A 14,362-nucleotide genomic window follows, 5' to 3' on the forward strand; every position below is an offset into this window, starting at 1 on the left:
TTACTTCGGTTAGCCTCCGCAAAATTCCTTGGCGGAGGATGAACCTTTTTGGACCGATCAGCGACAGAGCAGACAGGAGCCAGGCGGCTCGACCGGCCATGACGGCAGCGACGGAGACCGATCGCGCTCTCGTCGACCGGGTCGCGAAGGGCGACCGTGCCGCCGTGCGGCTCCTGTTCATGCGTCACCACGCGCGGGTCTACCGCTTCGTGGCGCGCCAGACGGGATCGGAAATGATGGCCGACGATATCGCCAACGAAGTCTTCCTCGAGCTATGGCGCCAGGCGCCCGGCTTCGAAGGGCGTTCCGAAGTCTCGACATGGCTGCTCGGCATCGCCCGTTTCAAGGCGCTGTCCTTTCTGCGCAAGAAGAAGGAAGACTGGATCGACGACGAGGCCGCCGCCGCGGTGCCCGACGGCGCCGACACGCCGGAAGTCGTCACCATGAAGGAAGACAAGGCCGCCGCCCTGCGGCGCTTCGTCGACACCTTGCCCGAAGAGCATCGCGTGGTCATCGATCTTGCCTATTATCACGGACAATCGGTGAGCGAGATCGGCGAGGTGCTCGACATTCCGGTCGCCACCGTCAAGACCCGGATGTTCTACGCCCGCAAGAAACTCGGAGAGGCCCTCAAGGCCGCCGGTTACGACAGGGGGTGGCCATGAGCGCCGCTGAAAAGATGTCGCGCCGCGACGAAATGGAAACGCTGCTGCCGTTCTACCTGAACGGCTCGCTGGAAGGTTCCGACCTGGAAGCGGTCGAGGAATGGCTGGCCAGCGATCCGGCCGCACTTGCCGCCCTTGGCGAGGCTGAAGCCGAATTCTCCGGCGCCACGGCCGCCAACGAAGCAATCCGGCCGCCGGCCGATGCGCTCAGCCGCTTTGCCAAGGCACTCGACGCCGAGGCCGGGCCTGCGCGCAAGCCGGCAGGATCGTCCTGGCTGGCGCAGGCCTGGGGCCGCTTCATGGCGGTGCCGGTCGGTGTCGCCTGGGCGGCAGCCGCGGTTCTGCTGGCCCTGGTCATGGTGCAGTCGTTTGTCGAACCCGGCGGCAAGGGCAATGATTTCGAGATTGCCGGCGCGGAAAACGATCCGGCGAAAATGCCGTTCGCGCTGGTCAAGTTCAAGCCGGATGCCAGGATGTCGGACATATCCGCCTTCCTCGGCAGCAACGGCATGAAGATCGTCGGCGGACCGACCGCCGACGGCGTGTTCCGGCTTGGCATCCCGGCTGCCAACGCAGCCGACTACACCAAGCAAATCGGCCTCATTGCCGCCCAGCCCTTCGCGGAAACTGTGATCGAGGGAAGGAAACCGGTTGATGGCGGCTGAGGCGGTCATTCGATTTGCGGCAGTGCTTGCGACGGCGATGGCGATCGCCGTGCCCGCGTCGGCGCAGACCAGCAGCGCCAATCCTGATCGGACGCAAATCGACTGCGGCGATGGGACCAATGCGGCGGGAGCCGACTGCGCCAAGGATGGCAGCGACACAAAGGGCGGATCGGACGCAGGCCAATCCGGCGCCGTCTTCCTGCCGGCGCTGATCGTCGACCTGTTTCCTAACCCGGCGGCGCCTCCGACCCCTGTGCCGACGCCACGGCCGGCACCCGCGACGCCGCCTGCCGATAACCAAGCCGGCCCCCCGCCCGGTGGCCCGATCGTCTCGCCGACCGATCTCATTGCCGTTCAGCCGCCGCGCGCGGTGGTCGGCGATTTCGTGCCCGACGAGGTGCTGGTGACCGTCGACGGCGATGCCGGCGCCGTCCAGCAGATCGCCGCTTCTTTCGGCCTGCAGGTGCGCTCGCAGCGCCAGTCGCTTCTGCTTGGCACCACGCTTGTGCGCTTCGGCATTCCCGACGGCCGGCCCGTCGGCGTCGTGCTGGCGCAACTGGCCGCCGACGGCCGCACCCAGCGGCGCGAGCCCAACCATGTCTATTCGCTGCAGCAGGCCGCCGGCATCGTCAACTATGCGTTCGATCGTATCGCGCTCGATGCCAAGCAGGCCAGCGGCGAAAACGTCCGCATCGCGGTGATCGACACTGGCATCGACGACACCAACCCGGCGCTGTCGGGCGTCATTGCCGGGCAGTTCGACGCCATGCCCGACGTGCCGATCGAAAAGCGCGATCACGGCACGTCGATCGACGGGCTGATCGCCGGCGTCGGCGTGCTGGAAGGCATGGCGCCGGGCGCAAAGATCTATCACGCCCGCGCCTTCGAGGGCGGCAAGTCGACCATGGACGTCATCCTGTCGGCGCTCGACTGGGCGGCGGAACAGGACGTGCGCATCATCAATATGAGCTTCGTCGGGCCGAAGAACGATTTGCTCGGCGTCGCCTGCCGCAATGCCCGCGCACTCGGCATGGTGCTGGTCGCCGCAGCCGGCAACAACGGGCCGAAGGCGCCCTATGGCTATCCGGCGGCTTTCGATGGTGTCATCGCAGTCACCGCCACTGATGCCAAGGACGGGCTGATGCCGCAGGCCAATCGCGGCGCCTATGTCTTCATCTCGGCGCCTGGCGTCGAGATGGTGGCGCCGAGCGGCGCCGGCTCGGACGTGGTCACCGGTACCTCGTTTGCGGCGGCGATCGTGAGCGGCGCCATCGCCAATCTCATCCACGCCGCGCCCGGTCGAACGGCCGACGGCATCGAGAAGGCGCTCGCGGCGACGGCCAGGGATCTCGGCCCCAAGGGACGCGACAATGATTTCGGCTACGGTCTGCTGGACATCAGGGCGGCGGCAAAGGATTAGTCTGCGACAGGTCAAGTCGCGGCTTGCGGAGGACGCACCAGAAAATAGAGCGCGACGGTGTGCGTGATCATCAGCAGCGGCACGTAGATGATCGGGATCGCGTAGGTGGCGCCCAGTTCGCCCGCACGCTGGGGAAGGCCGACCTGGATGGCGTGGTAATAGTCTACGACGAGGTCGACAGTCCCGACCAGATTGAAGGCAACGACGAGCGCCCAGAAGATCCGAGGTATCCTTGCCGTGACCAGCGCCAGCATGGCCAGCACTCCTGTTATGAGGTCGCCGTAGGCAGCAAACACGGCAAAGCCGGCAGGCAAATCGGGGCCGACGACACCCGGAACGAGGAAGACCAGCCCGAAGAAGCGGAAGCTGTGCAGAGTGGCGACAGCGCGTTGCGTCGCGACCCGGTCCATAGACCTGAGCCACGGCAAACCGTATACGGCGAAGCAAAGCAGCCACGCGACATAGCCCAGAACAAGATGGATTTGGAACACGACCTCGGTTGACATCTGGCCTCTCTCGAAACTGGTTCATGCGACCTCCGACACCGCGTGAGACGCAGGGCAGCCCTTGGCGGACTACCTTGACCGACCTACTAAGCCCGCTTCCATAATTCGACCATCCGCTGTAATCACAACAACCCATGAAGCAGAACTACACAGTCCGGCACGGAGCGCTGGAGGGCGTCGAGGCATTCCTGGCCGTCGCCAGGCACCGCAACTTCCGCCGCGCCGCAGCGGAACTCGGCGTGACACCGTCCGCCGTGAGCCAGGCGGTGCGCGCGCTGGAAACACGCATGGGTGCGGCGTTGTTCGTTCGCACAACGCGGAGTGTCGGCTTGAGCGAGCCTGGCCAACGGTTCCTCGACCGTGCCGGCCCTGCTTTCGAAGAACTTGTGGCGGCCGGCGAGGCGGTGCGTGACATCGGCCGGCGGCCGACCGGTCTGCTGCGCCTGTCCGTACCCCGCGCCGTCGTGCCCTTGATCCTGGAGCCGATGATCGCGTCGTTCTGCCGGGCCTATCCCGAGATCGAACTGGAGATCGCCGCGAGCGACGAGATGGTCGATCTCGCGGCCGGCGGGTTCGATGCCGGTATCCGTCTTGGCCAGTTCATCGCGGTCGACATGGTCGCGGTGCGGCTAACCCCGTCATTTTCCTTCGTGGTCGTCGGCAGCCCTGACTATCTCAAACGCCATGGCCACCCCGAACGCGTCGACGATTTGCGCAACCACGCCTGCCTGCGCTTGCGCCGTTCGAATGGCGCCATTGCGCCCTGGGCTTTCGTCGACGGCAACGAGGCGATCGAGGCGATGCTCTCAGGCCCGCTGATTGCGCACGATTATCCGACATTGCTCGGGGCCGCGATGCGGGGCGTCGGGCTGGCGCAGACGCCTCGACCAATCGCTGAAGGTCCGATAGCCGAAGGTAAACTCGAACCGGTGCTGGACGGCATCGCCGCCACGACGCCGGGCGTCTTCCTGTATCATCCCGGCAAGCGCCAAGTCCTGCCGAAGCTGCGCGCCTTCATCGACCACCTCAAATCCGCGGCGTGAGATATCGGAATCCAGCCCCTTGCGGTGGCCTCCCCACTGCCGGCGTCGGGCGAGATTTTGATCGTGGCGTGAGCCGACAGAACTGCTATCTTGCCCTCGCACCTTCGGGGAGACTATGCGGACGCCATTTTTGGGCGACATGCACTAGCATCGGGATTGCGGCAATGACGAGTAACGCCAATGTCCTCGATGCGGTGGTCGTCGGGGCCGGCTGGGCCGGCCTGGGCATCAGCCATTCGCTGGCACGGCGGGGCCTAAGCCACAGGATACTGGAGAGAGGCCGCATCGGAGAGACCTGGCGCACACAGCGGTGGGACTCTTTCCGGATGAATACCCCCAACGTGCAGACCGTGATGCCAGGCGACTGCTATGACGGTTCGGATCCGTCCGGTACCCTGACGTGCGACGAATTCGTCGCACTCCTCGAGGATTTCGCCAAGCGGCACGGCCTCCCTGTCGAACAGGATACTGCCGTGACCGAACTCGCCAGTGGACACAATAATGGCGAATATAGGCTAACCACTTCACGCGGCACAGTTTTGGCGCGGAACGTGGTGATCGCAAGCGGCGACCTGAATTGTCCGGTGCGCCCAATTTGGGCCGGTTCGCTGCCGCCCGGCCTCTGCCAGATCGATGCTTCCGATTACCGCAGCGCCGCCGATCTCGCTGATGGAGCGGTGCTGGTTGTCGGAGGCGGCCAGTCGGGTGGCCAGATCGCAGAGGACTTGGCAGAAGCAGGCCGAACGGTCTTCCTTGCCACAAGCCGGGTTGGAAGACTCTCTCGGAGCTACCGAGGTCGCCACATTATGATGTGGCTGGTCGAGAGCGGGTTTCTCGACGTGCGTCGAGAGGAGATAATCCGTCTTGCGGAACGCATTCCGGCTCGTGGTCTGCTTGGGGCAGAACGCACCATTAGCCTCCAAGCGCTCAGCGCCCGAGGTATCGTGCTGCTGGGCCGGTTCGCAGGCGTCGAGGAAGGCGGCCGCCTCTCGTTCGCCGACGATCTCGAAGCCCATATTCGTTTTGGGGATGAAGCCTCCGCCAACGTCAAACGCTATATCGACGAATATATCAGTCGCTCCGGAATCGATGCTCCCGTTTCGGAACCCAATCCTGCGGAGACTGTCGCGGCATATCTGCCGGACCCGACTATTCGTTCTCTTGATGTTGCCGTGTCCGGCATAACGACCGTGGTGTGGTGTACTGGCTTCCGGGGTGATTTCAGTTGGGTGAACCTCCCTGGGGTGCTCGACTCGCAGGGACGGCCCGTTCATGAGGATGGCGTGGCTGCGCAGCCAGGTATCTACTTCGCCGGCTTAGATTTCGCCTCCACGCGCAAATCGGGCATAATATTAGCGATTGCCGAGGAGGCGCACCGCCTTGTCGAACACATCGTCGGGCGTTCGTGACGGACTGGACACAGCCGATCCATGATTGGGTAAACCGGGTGTCGCGTCTCAACTCGGTTCCCGCAGAGCATGGGTTTGATCTCCAGCTACGCAGGCGCCCCCGCCACGGATCCCCTGACCACCAGGTCGACCGGCCAGACCTCGCCTCGCGCCCCCTCCTCCAGTCCTGAAATCCGTGCCGCCAGCCGCTCGGCGACACGGGCGCCGGCGAGACGGATCGATGAACGCGTCGTCGACAGCGGCACCGAGAAATTCTCCGGCCTCAGCCAGGGGAAGACATCGTCGTGGGCGATCAGCGAGACGTCGCTCGGAATGCTCAGGCCGAGGTCGCGTACGGCGCGCACGACGCCCAGCGCCATGATCAGGCTGGAGCAGGCGATCGCCGTCGGCGCGTCGTCCTCTTCCAGCAAACGCCTGGTGGCGCGATAGCCGTTCTCCTCGGTCATATCGACCGAGCAGACATGGCGTTCGCTCAATGACAGTCCGCTCGCGGCGAGCGCCCGGCGCACGCCGCGTTCGCGATGGATGGCGAAGGTCTCGCGGTCGTCACCGTTGATCAACGCCAGCCGCCGATGACCTAGTTGGATCAGCAGCCTGGCCGCCTCGTGGAAGGCGCCCTCATTGTCGATGTCGGTAAAAGCATAGTCGAAGTCGAAGCCCTCACTGCGGCCATGGACGATGAAGGGAATGCCGAGCGTGTTGACCAGCGCCACGCGCCGGTCAGCGGGCCTTGGCGAGGAGATGTAGACGGCATCGACCTGCCTGTTGGCGACGATGCGCCGGTAGGTCGTCTCCTGGTCGTCGGCGTCGGCCGGCGACAGCACAAGGTCAAGCTCGTGCGAACGGGCATAGTCACCAAGGCCGGACAGGAACTCGACGAAATGCGGATCGATGTCGACCGACGCACCGGTCGGCAGGACATAGCCGATCATGCCGGTCTTGCCGGTCGCCAGCCGGCGCGCGCTCGGATTGGGACGATAGCCATGGCGCTTGGCGGCATCCATGACACGCCTGCGCGTCTCCTCGTTGACCTCGGGATAGCCGTTCAGCGCACGGCTTACCGTGGTTTGCGAAAGTGCCAGCATATGGGCGAGCTGCTTGAGGTTCACGAAAGGTCTCCATTCCCTCAAAGCGCTTTTAAATTGAATCGACCCAAGTCCCAGCGGGGCCGAGCCATACCAAGCCGAACCATAGACGCGGTTCGGGCGTATTTGAAACAAAAATTGCTGCTGCATCGCCATAATAGCATGTTGCAGCGCACTTTTAGGGGCGCAAATGCGCGAACCTAAATCGATTAATCCGCCCGGCCTCTTGACTTCCCAGCAATTCAATGGCGTGATCGAGAAAGCCAAAGCGCTTTGGAAGACTCTTCGAAAGGTTGCGGTTCCTTTCCGACTGAGTCACAGTCCTGCGGCGTCGGCGGGCGGAATGGAGGTTCCGTCCGGTGTGTGAGACCCACTGGGAGGAATACCGATGAAGAAAATGCTTTTGCTGGGTGCGGCGTTTGCCACGTTCGCCCTGAACGCGCCCGCGCAGGCCGAACTGAAGTTCAAGCCCGGCGAAGACAAGCGCTTCAACTGGGCGAACTACGAAGAGCTCAAGAAAGTCGACCTCAAGGGTGAGACGCTGTCGATCTTCGGACCGTGGCGCGGCGAGGACGAAGGCCTGGTGCGCGGCGTTCTCGACTATTTCTCGGAAGCCACCGGCGTCGAGATCAAATACTCCTCCTCGGAGAATTACGAGCAGCAGATCGTCATCGACACGCAGGCCGGCAGCCCGCCGAACATCGCCGTGCTGCCGCAGCCGGGTCTTATCCAGGACCTGGCGTCGAAGGGCCTTTTGACGCCGCTCGGTGACGACACCGCCAAATGGGTCAAGGACAATTACGGTGCCGGCCAGTCATGGGTCGATCTCGGCACCTTTAAGGACAAGGACGGCAAGCCGGGCTTCTTCGCCTTCCCTTATAAGGCCGATGTGAAGTCGCTGGTCTGGTATTCGCCGGATAATTTCGAGGAAGCCGGCTACAAGGTGCCGAAAACGCAGGAAGAACTTGCCGATCTCGAAAAGAAGATCATCGCCGATGGCGGCAAGCCGTGGTGCATCGGCCTCGGCTCCGGCGGCGCCACCGGCTGGCCGGCGACCGACTGGGTCGAAGACCTGATGCTGCGCACCCAGCCTCCGGAGGTCTACGACAAATGGGTGAAGAACGAGATCCCGTTCAACGACCCCGCAGTGGTCAACGCCATCGACATTTTCGGCAAGATCGCGACCGACGACAAGATGGTCGATGGCGGCGCCAAGGCGGTCGCGGCGACCGATTTCCGCGACAGCCCGAAGGGCCTCTTTTCGGTGCCGCCGAAATGCTACCTGCACCATCAGGCATCGTTCATCCCGACCTTCTTCCCGGAAGGTACCAAGGTCGGCCAGGACGCGGACTTCTTCTACTTCCCGCCCTATGCCTCCAAGCCTGAACTGGGCACGCCCGTGCTCGGCGCCGGTACGCTGGCGATGATCACCAAGGACAGCAAGAGCGCGCGCGCATTCATCGAATTCCTGAAGATGCCGCTCGCCCACGAGATCTGGATGGCCGAAGGCGGCTTCGTGACGCCGCTCAAGTCGGTCAACAAGGATGCCTATGCCAGCGACGCGCTGAAGAAGCAGGGCGAAATCCTCGCCAATGCCTCGACTTTCCGCTTCGACGGTTCCGACCTGATGCCGGGCAAGATCGGCGCCGGCGCGTTCTGGACCGGCATGATCGACCTGGTCGGCGGCAAGTCGGCGCAGGACGTCGCCACCGACATCCAGAAGAGCTGGGACGCGATCAAGTAGCGGTCGGCATGTAAGCGACCACCATTCTCGCACTGGATCCGGACCGTACTGGCCCGGATCCGACGGCGGCCCGTGCCGCAGCCTTTCGTCATGAGCGCATTGAAATGAAGCGCGATCGGCAATGTGCGCAAGCCGCCGATGACGCGCTCCAAACAACTGAATCGGCGCCTGGTCTCCGTTACCAAGGTCATTCCTTGTCGGGTCATGCGCAGGGGGAGAGGGACCCATGGCGGCTCAGATTTTCTCGGCCATAACAGTCATCATCGTCGGCGTCGGCGGTTGCGTCGCCTATTTCTGGGGCGCCAACAAACTGGTCGACCTGATATTCCCGTCACGCGGCGTCGCGGGTGCCGCGGCCATCGACAATCTGCGCCGGCAAGGGCTGGTCCGGCCATGGCTGTTCGTCGGCCCGGCGATGATCATCCTCACCATTTACCTGATCTATCCGGTGGTCGAGACGCTGCGGCTGTCGTTCCTCGATCGCAGCGGCATCAATTTCGTCGGCTTGGCGAACTATCAATGGGCGTTCGGCGATCGCGAGTTCCGCAACTCGATCCTCAACAACATCATCTGGCTGGCGGTGGTGCCGGCCGCCTGCACCTTCCTCGGGCTGATCATCGCCGTGCTTACGGACAAGATCTGGTGGGGCACGATCGCCAAGAGCCTGATCTTCCTGCCGTTGGCGATCTCCTTCGTCGGCGCCAGCGTGATCTGGAAATTCATCTACGAGTATCGGGGCGACGGCCAGACGCAGATCGGCATCCTCAACGCCATCATCCAGCATTTCGGCGGCCAGCCGCAGGTCTGGATATCGCTGCCGTTCTGGAACAATTTCTTCCTGATGATCATCCTGATCTGGATCCAGACCGGCTTTGCTATGGTCATCCTGTCTTCCGCCCTGCGCGGCATTCCCGAAGAAACGCTGGAAGCCGCCGTCATCGACGGCGCCAATCCGTTCCAGATCTTCTGGAAGATCATGGTGCCGCAGATCTGGGGCACCATCGCCGTGGTCTGGACCACGATCACCATCCTGGTGCTCAAAGTGTTCGACATCGTGCTGACCATGACCAACGGCCAGTGGAACAGCCAGGTGCTGGCCAATCTGATGTTCGACTGGATGTTCCGCGGCGGCGGCGATTTCGGCCGCGGCGCCACCATCGCCATCATCATCATGATTGCCGTCATTCCGATCATGGTCTGGAACATCCGCCAGGCGAACAAAGAGACGGGAGGACATTGAGATGGCCGTCGCGGCCGGAAATTCCTTCGCCAGCCGTTTTGGCGTCCACATCGCCGTGCTCATCTTCGTCGCGATCTGGACCATACCGACGCTCGGCATCCTGGTCTCGTCGCTGCGCGACAAGAACCAGATCATCGCCTCGGGCTGGTGGAACTCGTTCGCCAGTTCCACCCAGACGGAAGCAGGCCGGCTCCCGCCCGCCTCGGCGCAAGTCGAGAAGGACGGCAAGTTCGTCCTCGAGGGCAATATCTTCGGCGACGGCGCCAAGCGCGACATCAGCGCCTTCGGGGTCAAATCGGCGACACCGACGCAATATCCCGCCGGCACCACAGCCGATCTCGGCGACGGCGTGACCTTGCAGCTCAATGCCGACGGCAGCTTCATCATGCATTCCCCGAAAGCATTCGAAGGCGATCGCGGCCAGCGCGTCTATTATGCTTCGTCGGCGCCGCCGAAATTCACCACCGACAATTACAGAACCGTGCTGTTCTCCGAAGGCATCGGACGGTCATTCATGAATTCCCTGACCGTCACCATTCCGGCTACCGTCATCCCGATCCTGATCGCCGCCTTTGCCGCCTATGCGCTGGCCTGGATGCGGTTTCCCGGCCGGGCGCTGCTGATCGCCGTCATCATCGGCCTGCTGGTGGTGCCATTGCAGATGTCGCTGATCCCGCTGTTGAAGCTCTACAACGGCGTCGGCGCTTTCTTCGGCATGCCGTCGAAGACCTATCTCGGCATCTGGCTGGCGCATACCGGCTTCGGCCTGCCCTTCGCCATCTACCTGCTGCGCAGCTACATTGCCGGCCTGCCGCGCGAAATCATGGAATCGGCGCGCATCGATGGCGCCAGCGATTTCGAGATCTTCGTCAAGATCGTCTTGCCGCTGTCGTTCCCGGTGCTGGCTTCGTTTGCCATCTTCCAGTTCCTGTGGGTATGGAACGATCTGCTGGTGGCGATGGTTTTCCTCGGTACAGAGGCAGACCAGATCGTGCTGACCGCCAAGCTCAACGCGCTGTTGGGCTCGCGCGGCGGCGACTGGGAGATTCTGACGACATCGGCTTTCGTGACCATCATCGTACCGCTGATCGTGTTCTTCTCGCTGCAGCGCTATTTTGTCCGCGGGCTGCTTGCCGGCTCGGTGAAAGGAGGCTGAGACGATGCAATCCGCTTTGAAGGCCAGCTCGAAGCCTGACCTCGCCATCGATCGCGACTGGTGGCGGGGCGCGGTGATCTACCAGATCTATCCGCGCAGCTATCAGGACTCGAATGGCGACGGCATCGGCGATCTCAAGGGCATCATAGGCCGCCTCTCCTATATCGCCGCACTCGGCGCGGATGCCATCTGGATCTCGCCGTTCTTCAAGTCGCCGATGAAGGATTTCGGCTATGACGTGACGGATTACTGCGATGTCGATCCGATGTTCGGCACGCTGGCCGATTTCGACGCGCTGACCGCCGAGGCACACAGGCTGGGCTTGAAGGTGATGATCGACGAGGTGCTGTCGCACACTGCCGACAGTCATCCCTGGTTCAAGGAAAGCCGGTCGAGCCGCAGCAACCCGAAAGCCGATTGGTACGTCTGGGCAGACGCCAGGCCGGACGGCACACCGCCCAACAACTGGCTGTCGATCTTCGGCGGCTCGGCGTGGCAATGGGACACCAGCCGCCAGCAATATTACATGCACAATTTCCTGGCCGAACAGCCCGACCTCAACTTTCACAACCACGAAGTCCAGGACGCATTGCTCGACGTCACCCGCTTCTGGCTGGAGCGCGGCGTCGACGGTTTCCGGCTCGATACCATCAATTTCTACTTCCACAGCCAGGGCCTGGAAAACAATCCGCCGCTGCCGCCGGAAGAGCGCAACGACCAGACCGCGCCGGCGGTCAACCCCTACAACTACCAGGACCATCTCTACGACAAGAGCCGGCCCGAGAACCTCGGCTTCCTCGAACGGTTCCGTGCCCTGCTCGATGAGTATCCGGCAACCGCAGCGGTCGGCGAGGTCGGCGATTCGCAGCGCGGGCTTGAAGTGGTTGCCGCCTACACCGCAGGCGGCAAGCGCGTGCACATGTGCTACTCCTTCGATTTCCTGGCGCCGGAAAAGATCAGCGCGGGCAAGGTCCGCTCGGTGCTGGAATCCTTCGGCAAAGTCGCCAGCGACGGCTGGTCGTGCTGGGCCTTCTCCAACCACGACGTGATGCGCCCGGCCTCGCGCTGGGCCGCCAATGAGGCCGACCCGACCGCCTACCTCAAGGTCATCTCGGCGCTGCTGATGTCGTTGCGCGGTTCGGTCTGCATCTACCAGGGCGAGGAGCTTGGGCTCGGTGAGGCAGAGCTGCGGTTCGAGGATCTGCAGGATCCCTACGGCATCCGCTTCTGGCCGGAATTCAAGGGCCGCGACGGCTGCCGCACGCCAATGGTGTGGGATGGCAGCGCCAAGAATGGCGGCTTCTCCCAGGCAAAGCCCTGGCTGCCGGTGCCGGCCAAGCATCTGGCGCAAGCGGTCAATGTCCAGCAGGGCGACGAGGCTTCGCTGCTCGAGCACTACCGGCGCTTTCTCACCTTCCGGCGTGCCCATCCGGCGCTCGCCAAGGGCGACATCACCTTCATCGAAAGTGAGGGCGACACCGTCGCCTTCACGCGCCGCGCAGGCAACGAGCAGATCGTCTGCGTCTTCAATCTGGGAGCCGGGCCGGCCAAGGTTGACCTTGGCGGCCGATCGCTGCAACCTCTGCCCGGGCACGGATTTTCGGGGCAGGCGAACAGCGGTTCCATCGAGCTTGGCGGCTACGGCGCCTGGTTCGGGCGTCTCGACTGAATTCCAATCACTGGAGGAAACCAAATGGCCGATGTCACGCTAAGACAAGTGAAGAAGTCCTACGGCAATCTGAACATTCTCCACGGCATCGACCTCGATATTAAATCGGGCGAGTTCATCGTCTTCGTCGGCCCGTCGGGCTGCGGCAAGTCGACATTGCTGAGATCGATCGCCGGGCTCGAGGAAATCACCTCCGGCGAGCTCAGAATAGCCGGCGAAGTGGTGAACGACGTGCCGCCGTCGAAACGGGGCATCGCCATGGTGTTCCAGTCCTACGCGCTCTACCCGCACATGACCGTCTACGACAACATGGCGTTCTCGATGAAGATCGGCAAAGAGAACAAGGCCGAGATCGACCGCCGCGTGCGTCAGGCCGCCGAGATCCTGCAGCTGACCAAATATCTCGACCGCCTGCCCAAGGCGATGTCGGGCGGCCAGCGCCAGCGCGTCGCCATCGGCCGGGCCATCGTGCGCAATCCGAAGGTGTTCCTGTTCGACGAGCCGCTTTCGAACCTTGATGCGGCGCTGCGAGTCGCCACCCGCATCGAAATCGCCAAGCTCAAGGAATCGATGCCCAACACGACCATGATCTACGTCACCCACGACCAGGTCGAGGCAATGACGCTCGCCGACCGCATCGTGGTGCTCAAGGACGGCCATATCGAGCAGGTCGGCACGCCGATGGACCTCTACAAGAAGCCCGGCAATCTGTTCGTTGCGCAATTCATCGGCTCGCCGGCCATGAATATCCTGCCCGCAACCATCGACAAATCAGGCAATCCGACCGTCGTCAGCCATGTCGGCGGACGCAAGGCAACCGTGCCGATCGCGACGCCGGCTTCGGCAAAGGGCGCTGCGGTGAGTTTTGGCGTGCGGCCGGAGGACCTGATCATCGCCAGCGGCGCGGACTATCTGTTCGAGGGGACGGTCGACTATGTCGAGCAGCTCGGCGAGGTGCAGCTGGTCTATGTCGACATCGGTCGCGCCGACCTGCCGCTGGTGACCAAGCTGCCCGGCAATGTCGAGGTCAAGCGCGGTTCGACATTGCGGCTGAGCGCCAATGGCGAGGACCTGCATCTCTTCGACGCTGACGGACGGTCGTTTGCCCTTCATGAGGCTGAAGCGAAGGCGGCCTGAGGCAGAACCGCGTCTTGGACAAAAAAGAGCAGCGGGCCAGGCCCGCCGCTCTTTTTTTGAAGATCAGCTTCGACTGTTAACGGCCGAAGAGATTCCGGTCGCTGCCCTGAGGAGCGGACTTCTCTACGTCGCCCGACGAATTGAGCAGCTTCTCGACGAGGCCACCGCTGTTGCGGACCGAGCTCGTATGCGCGCTGTCAACCGAAGTAACCGCAGGCTGGTTGGCGCCGTTGGAGCCAAAGTTGTCGCTGCCGGCGAAAGCACTGCCGGTGATGGCCAGAACGGCGGCGGCAGCAATAAGGATCTTGTTCATTTTAGTCTCCTGAATTCTGGATTTCGCCAGACGGCAGGCACAGCTGCCGTCGCTTGCGAAATTGGTTTTAGCGACCGAAGAGGTTACGATCGCTGCCCTGAGCGGGTGTCTGGGCAGCCGGTTCCGAGGTCTTGGTGGAAGCCGTGTACGACTGGTCCACAGCGGCGGCAGGCTGGTTGGCGCCGTTCGAACCGTAGTTGTCGCTGCCCGCGAAAGCGCTGCCGGTGATGGCCAGAACGGCGGCGGCAGCAATGAGGATCTTGTTCATCTTAAATACTCCTGAATGTCTGAATTTCGAATGTCTGAATTT

General features: G+C 63.0%; 14 protein-coding genes. 10 read left to right on the forward strand and 4 right to left on the reverse strand.

Annotated elements, in window-relative coordinates; all coding sequences use genetic code 11:
* Positions 1 to 98: 98 nt before the first annotated feature.
* From NP503_RS09730 to NP503_RS09740, 3 genes are read left to right on the forward strand one after another with little or no spacing between them, the layout of a single operon-like run.
* The gene (locus tag NP503_RS09730; protein ID WP_127268161.1) at positions 99 to 665 is read left to right on the forward strand and encodes a sigma-70 family RNA polymerase sigma factor; all 567 of its coding nucleotides are present in this window, start codon (positions 99 to 101) and stop codon (positions 663 to 665) included.
* Entirely contained in the window at positions 662 to 1,330 is a 669-nt protein-coding gene (locus NP503_RS09735) for an anti-sigma factor (protein WP_127302105.1), read from the forward strand. The genes NP503_RS09730 and NP503_RS09735 overlap by 4 nt, the downstream gene beginning before the upstream one ends.
* Positions 1,320 to 2,750 carry a S8 family serine peptidase gene (locus NP503_RS09740; RefSeq protein ID WP_127372148.1) on the forward strand — a complete coding sequence of 477 codons (1,431 nt, stop codon included), beginning with the start codon at positions 1,320 to 1,322 and terminating at the stop codon, positions 2,748 to 2,750. Before NP503_RS09735 ends, NP503_RS09740 begins: the two co-directional genes overlap by 11 nt.
* A gap of 11 nt (positions 2,751 to 2,761) precedes the next feature.
* Here the strand turns inward: NP503_RS09740 and NP503_RS09745 are convergent, their stop codons facing one another.
* Positions 2,762 to 3,256 carry a hypothetical protein gene (locus NP503_RS09745; protein ID WP_127271222.1) on the reverse strand — a complete coding sequence of 165 codons (495 nt, stop codon included), beginning with the start codon at positions 3,254 to 3,256 and terminating at the stop codon, positions 2,762 to 2,764.
* A gap of 134 nt (positions 3,257 to 3,390) precedes the next feature.
* Here NP503_RS09745 and NP503_RS09750 point away from each other — a divergent pair, with 134 nt between their 5' ends.
* Together NP503_RS09750 and NP503_RS09755 are read left to right on the forward strand one after the other, a co-directional pair.
* A complete protein-coding gene (locus NP503_RS09750; protein ID WP_127272264.1) occupies positions 3,391 to 4,299 on the forward strand; it encodes a LysR family transcriptional regulator in 909 nt (302 codons plus the stop codon).
* A gap of 164 nt (positions 4,300 to 4,463) precedes the next feature.
* Positions 4,464 to 5,708 (forward strand): NAD(P)/FAD-dependent oxidoreductase, encoded by a 1,245-nt coding sequence (locus NP503_RS09755; RefSeq protein WP_127267793.1) that lies wholly within the window; start codon positions 4,464 to 4,466, stop codon positions 5,706 to 5,708.
* 86 nt (positions 5,709 to 5,794) lie between these two features.
* Here the strand turns inward: NP503_RS09755 and NP503_RS09760 are convergent, their stop codons facing one another.
* The gene (locus NP503_RS09760) at positions 5,795 to 6,817 is read right to left on the reverse strand and encodes a LacI family DNA-binding transcriptional regulator (RefSeq protein WP_127267792.1); all 1,023 of its coding nucleotides are present in this window, start codon (positions 6,815 to 6,817) and stop codon (positions 5,795 to 5,797) included.
* Positions 6,818 to 7,181: 364 nt separating this feature from the next.
* Between NP503_RS09760 and NP503_RS09765 the strand changes: the two genes are divergently transcribed.
* The 5 genes from NP503_RS09765 to NP503_RS09785 all read left to right on the forward strand — a co-directional run bounded on the left by NP503_RS09765 (position 7,182) and on the right by NP503_RS09785 (position 13,739).
* Complete coding sequence (locus NP503_RS09765; RefSeq protein ID WP_127267791.1) at positions 7,182 to 8,537, forward strand: ABC transporter substrate-binding protein; 1,356 nt, start codon at positions 7,182 to 7,184, stop codon at positions 8,535 to 8,537.
* Between the two features lie 226 nt (positions 8,538 to 8,763).
* Positions 8,764 to 9,777 carry a carbohydrate ABC transporter permease gene (locus tag NP503_RS09770; RefSeq protein WP_127267790.1) on the forward strand — a complete coding sequence of 338 codons (1,014 nt, stop codon included), beginning with the start codon at positions 8,764 to 8,766 and terminating at the stop codon, positions 9,775 to 9,777.
* A 1-nt stretch (position 9,778) separates the two neighbouring features.
* Positions 9,779 to 10,933: a carbohydrate ABC transporter permease gene (locus NP503_RS09775; protein ID WP_127267789.1), complete on the forward strand. Its 1,155-nt coding sequence runs from the start codon at positions 9,779 to 9,781 to the stop codon at positions 10,931 to 10,933.
* Positions 10,934 to 10,937: 4 nt separating this feature from the next.
* Entirely contained in the window at positions 10,938 to 12,602 is a 1,665-nt protein-coding gene (locus tag NP503_RS09780; protein WP_127267788.1) for an alpha-glucosidase family protein, read from the forward strand.
* 24 nt (positions 12,603 to 12,626) lie between these two features.
* A complete protein-coding gene (locus tag NP503_RS09785; protein ID WP_127267787.1) occupies positions 12,627 to 13,739 on the forward strand; it encodes an ABC transporter ATP-binding protein in 1,113 nt (370 codons plus the stop codon).
* A 76-nt stretch (positions 13,740 to 13,815) separates the two neighbouring features.
* On the opposite strand, the gene NP503_RS09790 is transcribed toward NP503_RS09785, so the two are convergent.
* Entirely contained in the window at positions 13,816 to 14,052 is a 237-nt protein-coding gene (locus NP503_RS09790) for a DUF680 domain-containing protein (RefSeq protein WP_023813652.1), read from the reverse strand.
* 67 nt (positions 14,053 to 14,119) lie between these two features.
* Complete coding sequence (locus NP503_RS09795) at positions 14,120 to 14,320, reverse strand: DUF680 domain-containing protein (protein ID WP_127267341.1); 201 nt, start codon at positions 14,318 to 14,320, stop codon at positions 14,120 to 14,122.
* Positions 14,321 to 14,362: the final 42 nt, after the last annotated feature.

It is taken from the genome of Mesorhizobium sp. SEMIA396, from assembly GCF_024518615.1.
GTDB lineage: Bacteria > Pseudomonadota > Alphaproteobacteria > Rhizobiales > Rhizobiaceae > Mesorhizobium.

Excerpts from the sequence above, each read along its gene's own strand:
- NP503_RS09730 (WP_127268161.1), top strand. The coding sequence starts at position 99 with ATGACGGCAGCGACGGAGACCGATCGCGCTCTCGTCGACCGGGTCGCG.
- NP503_RS09735 (WP_127302105.1), top strand. The coding sequence starts at position 662 with ATGAGCGCCGCTGAAAAGATGTCGCGCCGCGACGAAATGGAAACGCTG.
- NP503_RS09740 (WP_127372148.1), top strand. The coding sequence starts at position 1,320 with ATGGCGGCTGAGGCGGTCATTCGATTTGCGGCAGTGCTTGCGACGGCG.
- NP503_RS09745 (WP_127271222.1), bottom strand. The coding sequence starts at position 3,256 with ATGTCAACCGAGGTCGTGTTCCAAATCCATCTTGTTCTGGGCTATGTC.
- NP503_RS09750 (WP_127272264.1), top strand. The coding sequence starts at position 3,391 with ATGAAGCAGAACTACACAGTCCGGCACGGAGCGCTGGAGGGCGTCGAG.
- NP503_RS09755 (WP_127267793.1), top strand. The coding sequence starts at position 4,464 with ATGACGAGTAACGCCAATGTCCTCGATGCGGTGGTCGTCGGGGCCGGC.
- NP503_RS09765 (WP_127267791.1), top strand. The coding sequence starts at position 7,182 with ATGAAGAAAATGCTTTTGCTGGGTGCGGCGTTTGCCACGTTCGCCCTG.
- NP503_RS09770 (WP_127267790.1), top strand. The coding sequence starts at position 8,764 with ATGGCGGCTCAGATTTTCTCGGCCATAACAGTCATCATCGTCGGCGTC.
- NP503_RS09775 (WP_127267789.1), top strand. The coding sequence starts at position 9,779 with ATGGCCGTCGCGGCCGGAAATTCCTTCGCCAGCCGTTTTGGCGTCCAC.
- NP503_RS09780 (WP_127267788.1), top strand. The coding sequence starts at position 10,938 with ATGCAATCCGCTTTGAAGGCCAGCTCGAAGCCTGACCTCGCCATCGAT.
- NP503_RS09785 (WP_127267787.1), top strand. The coding sequence starts at position 12,627 with ATGGCCGATGTCACGCTAAGACAAGTGAAGAAGTCCTACGGCAATCTG.
- NP503_RS09790 (WP_023813652.1), bottom strand. The coding sequence starts at position 14,052 with ATGAACAAGATCCTTATTGCTGCCGCCGCCGTTCTGGCCATCACCGGC.
- NP503_RS09795 (WP_127267341.1), bottom strand. The coding sequence starts at position 14,320 with ATGAACAAGATCCTCATTGCTGCCGCCGCCGTTCTGGCCATCACCGGC.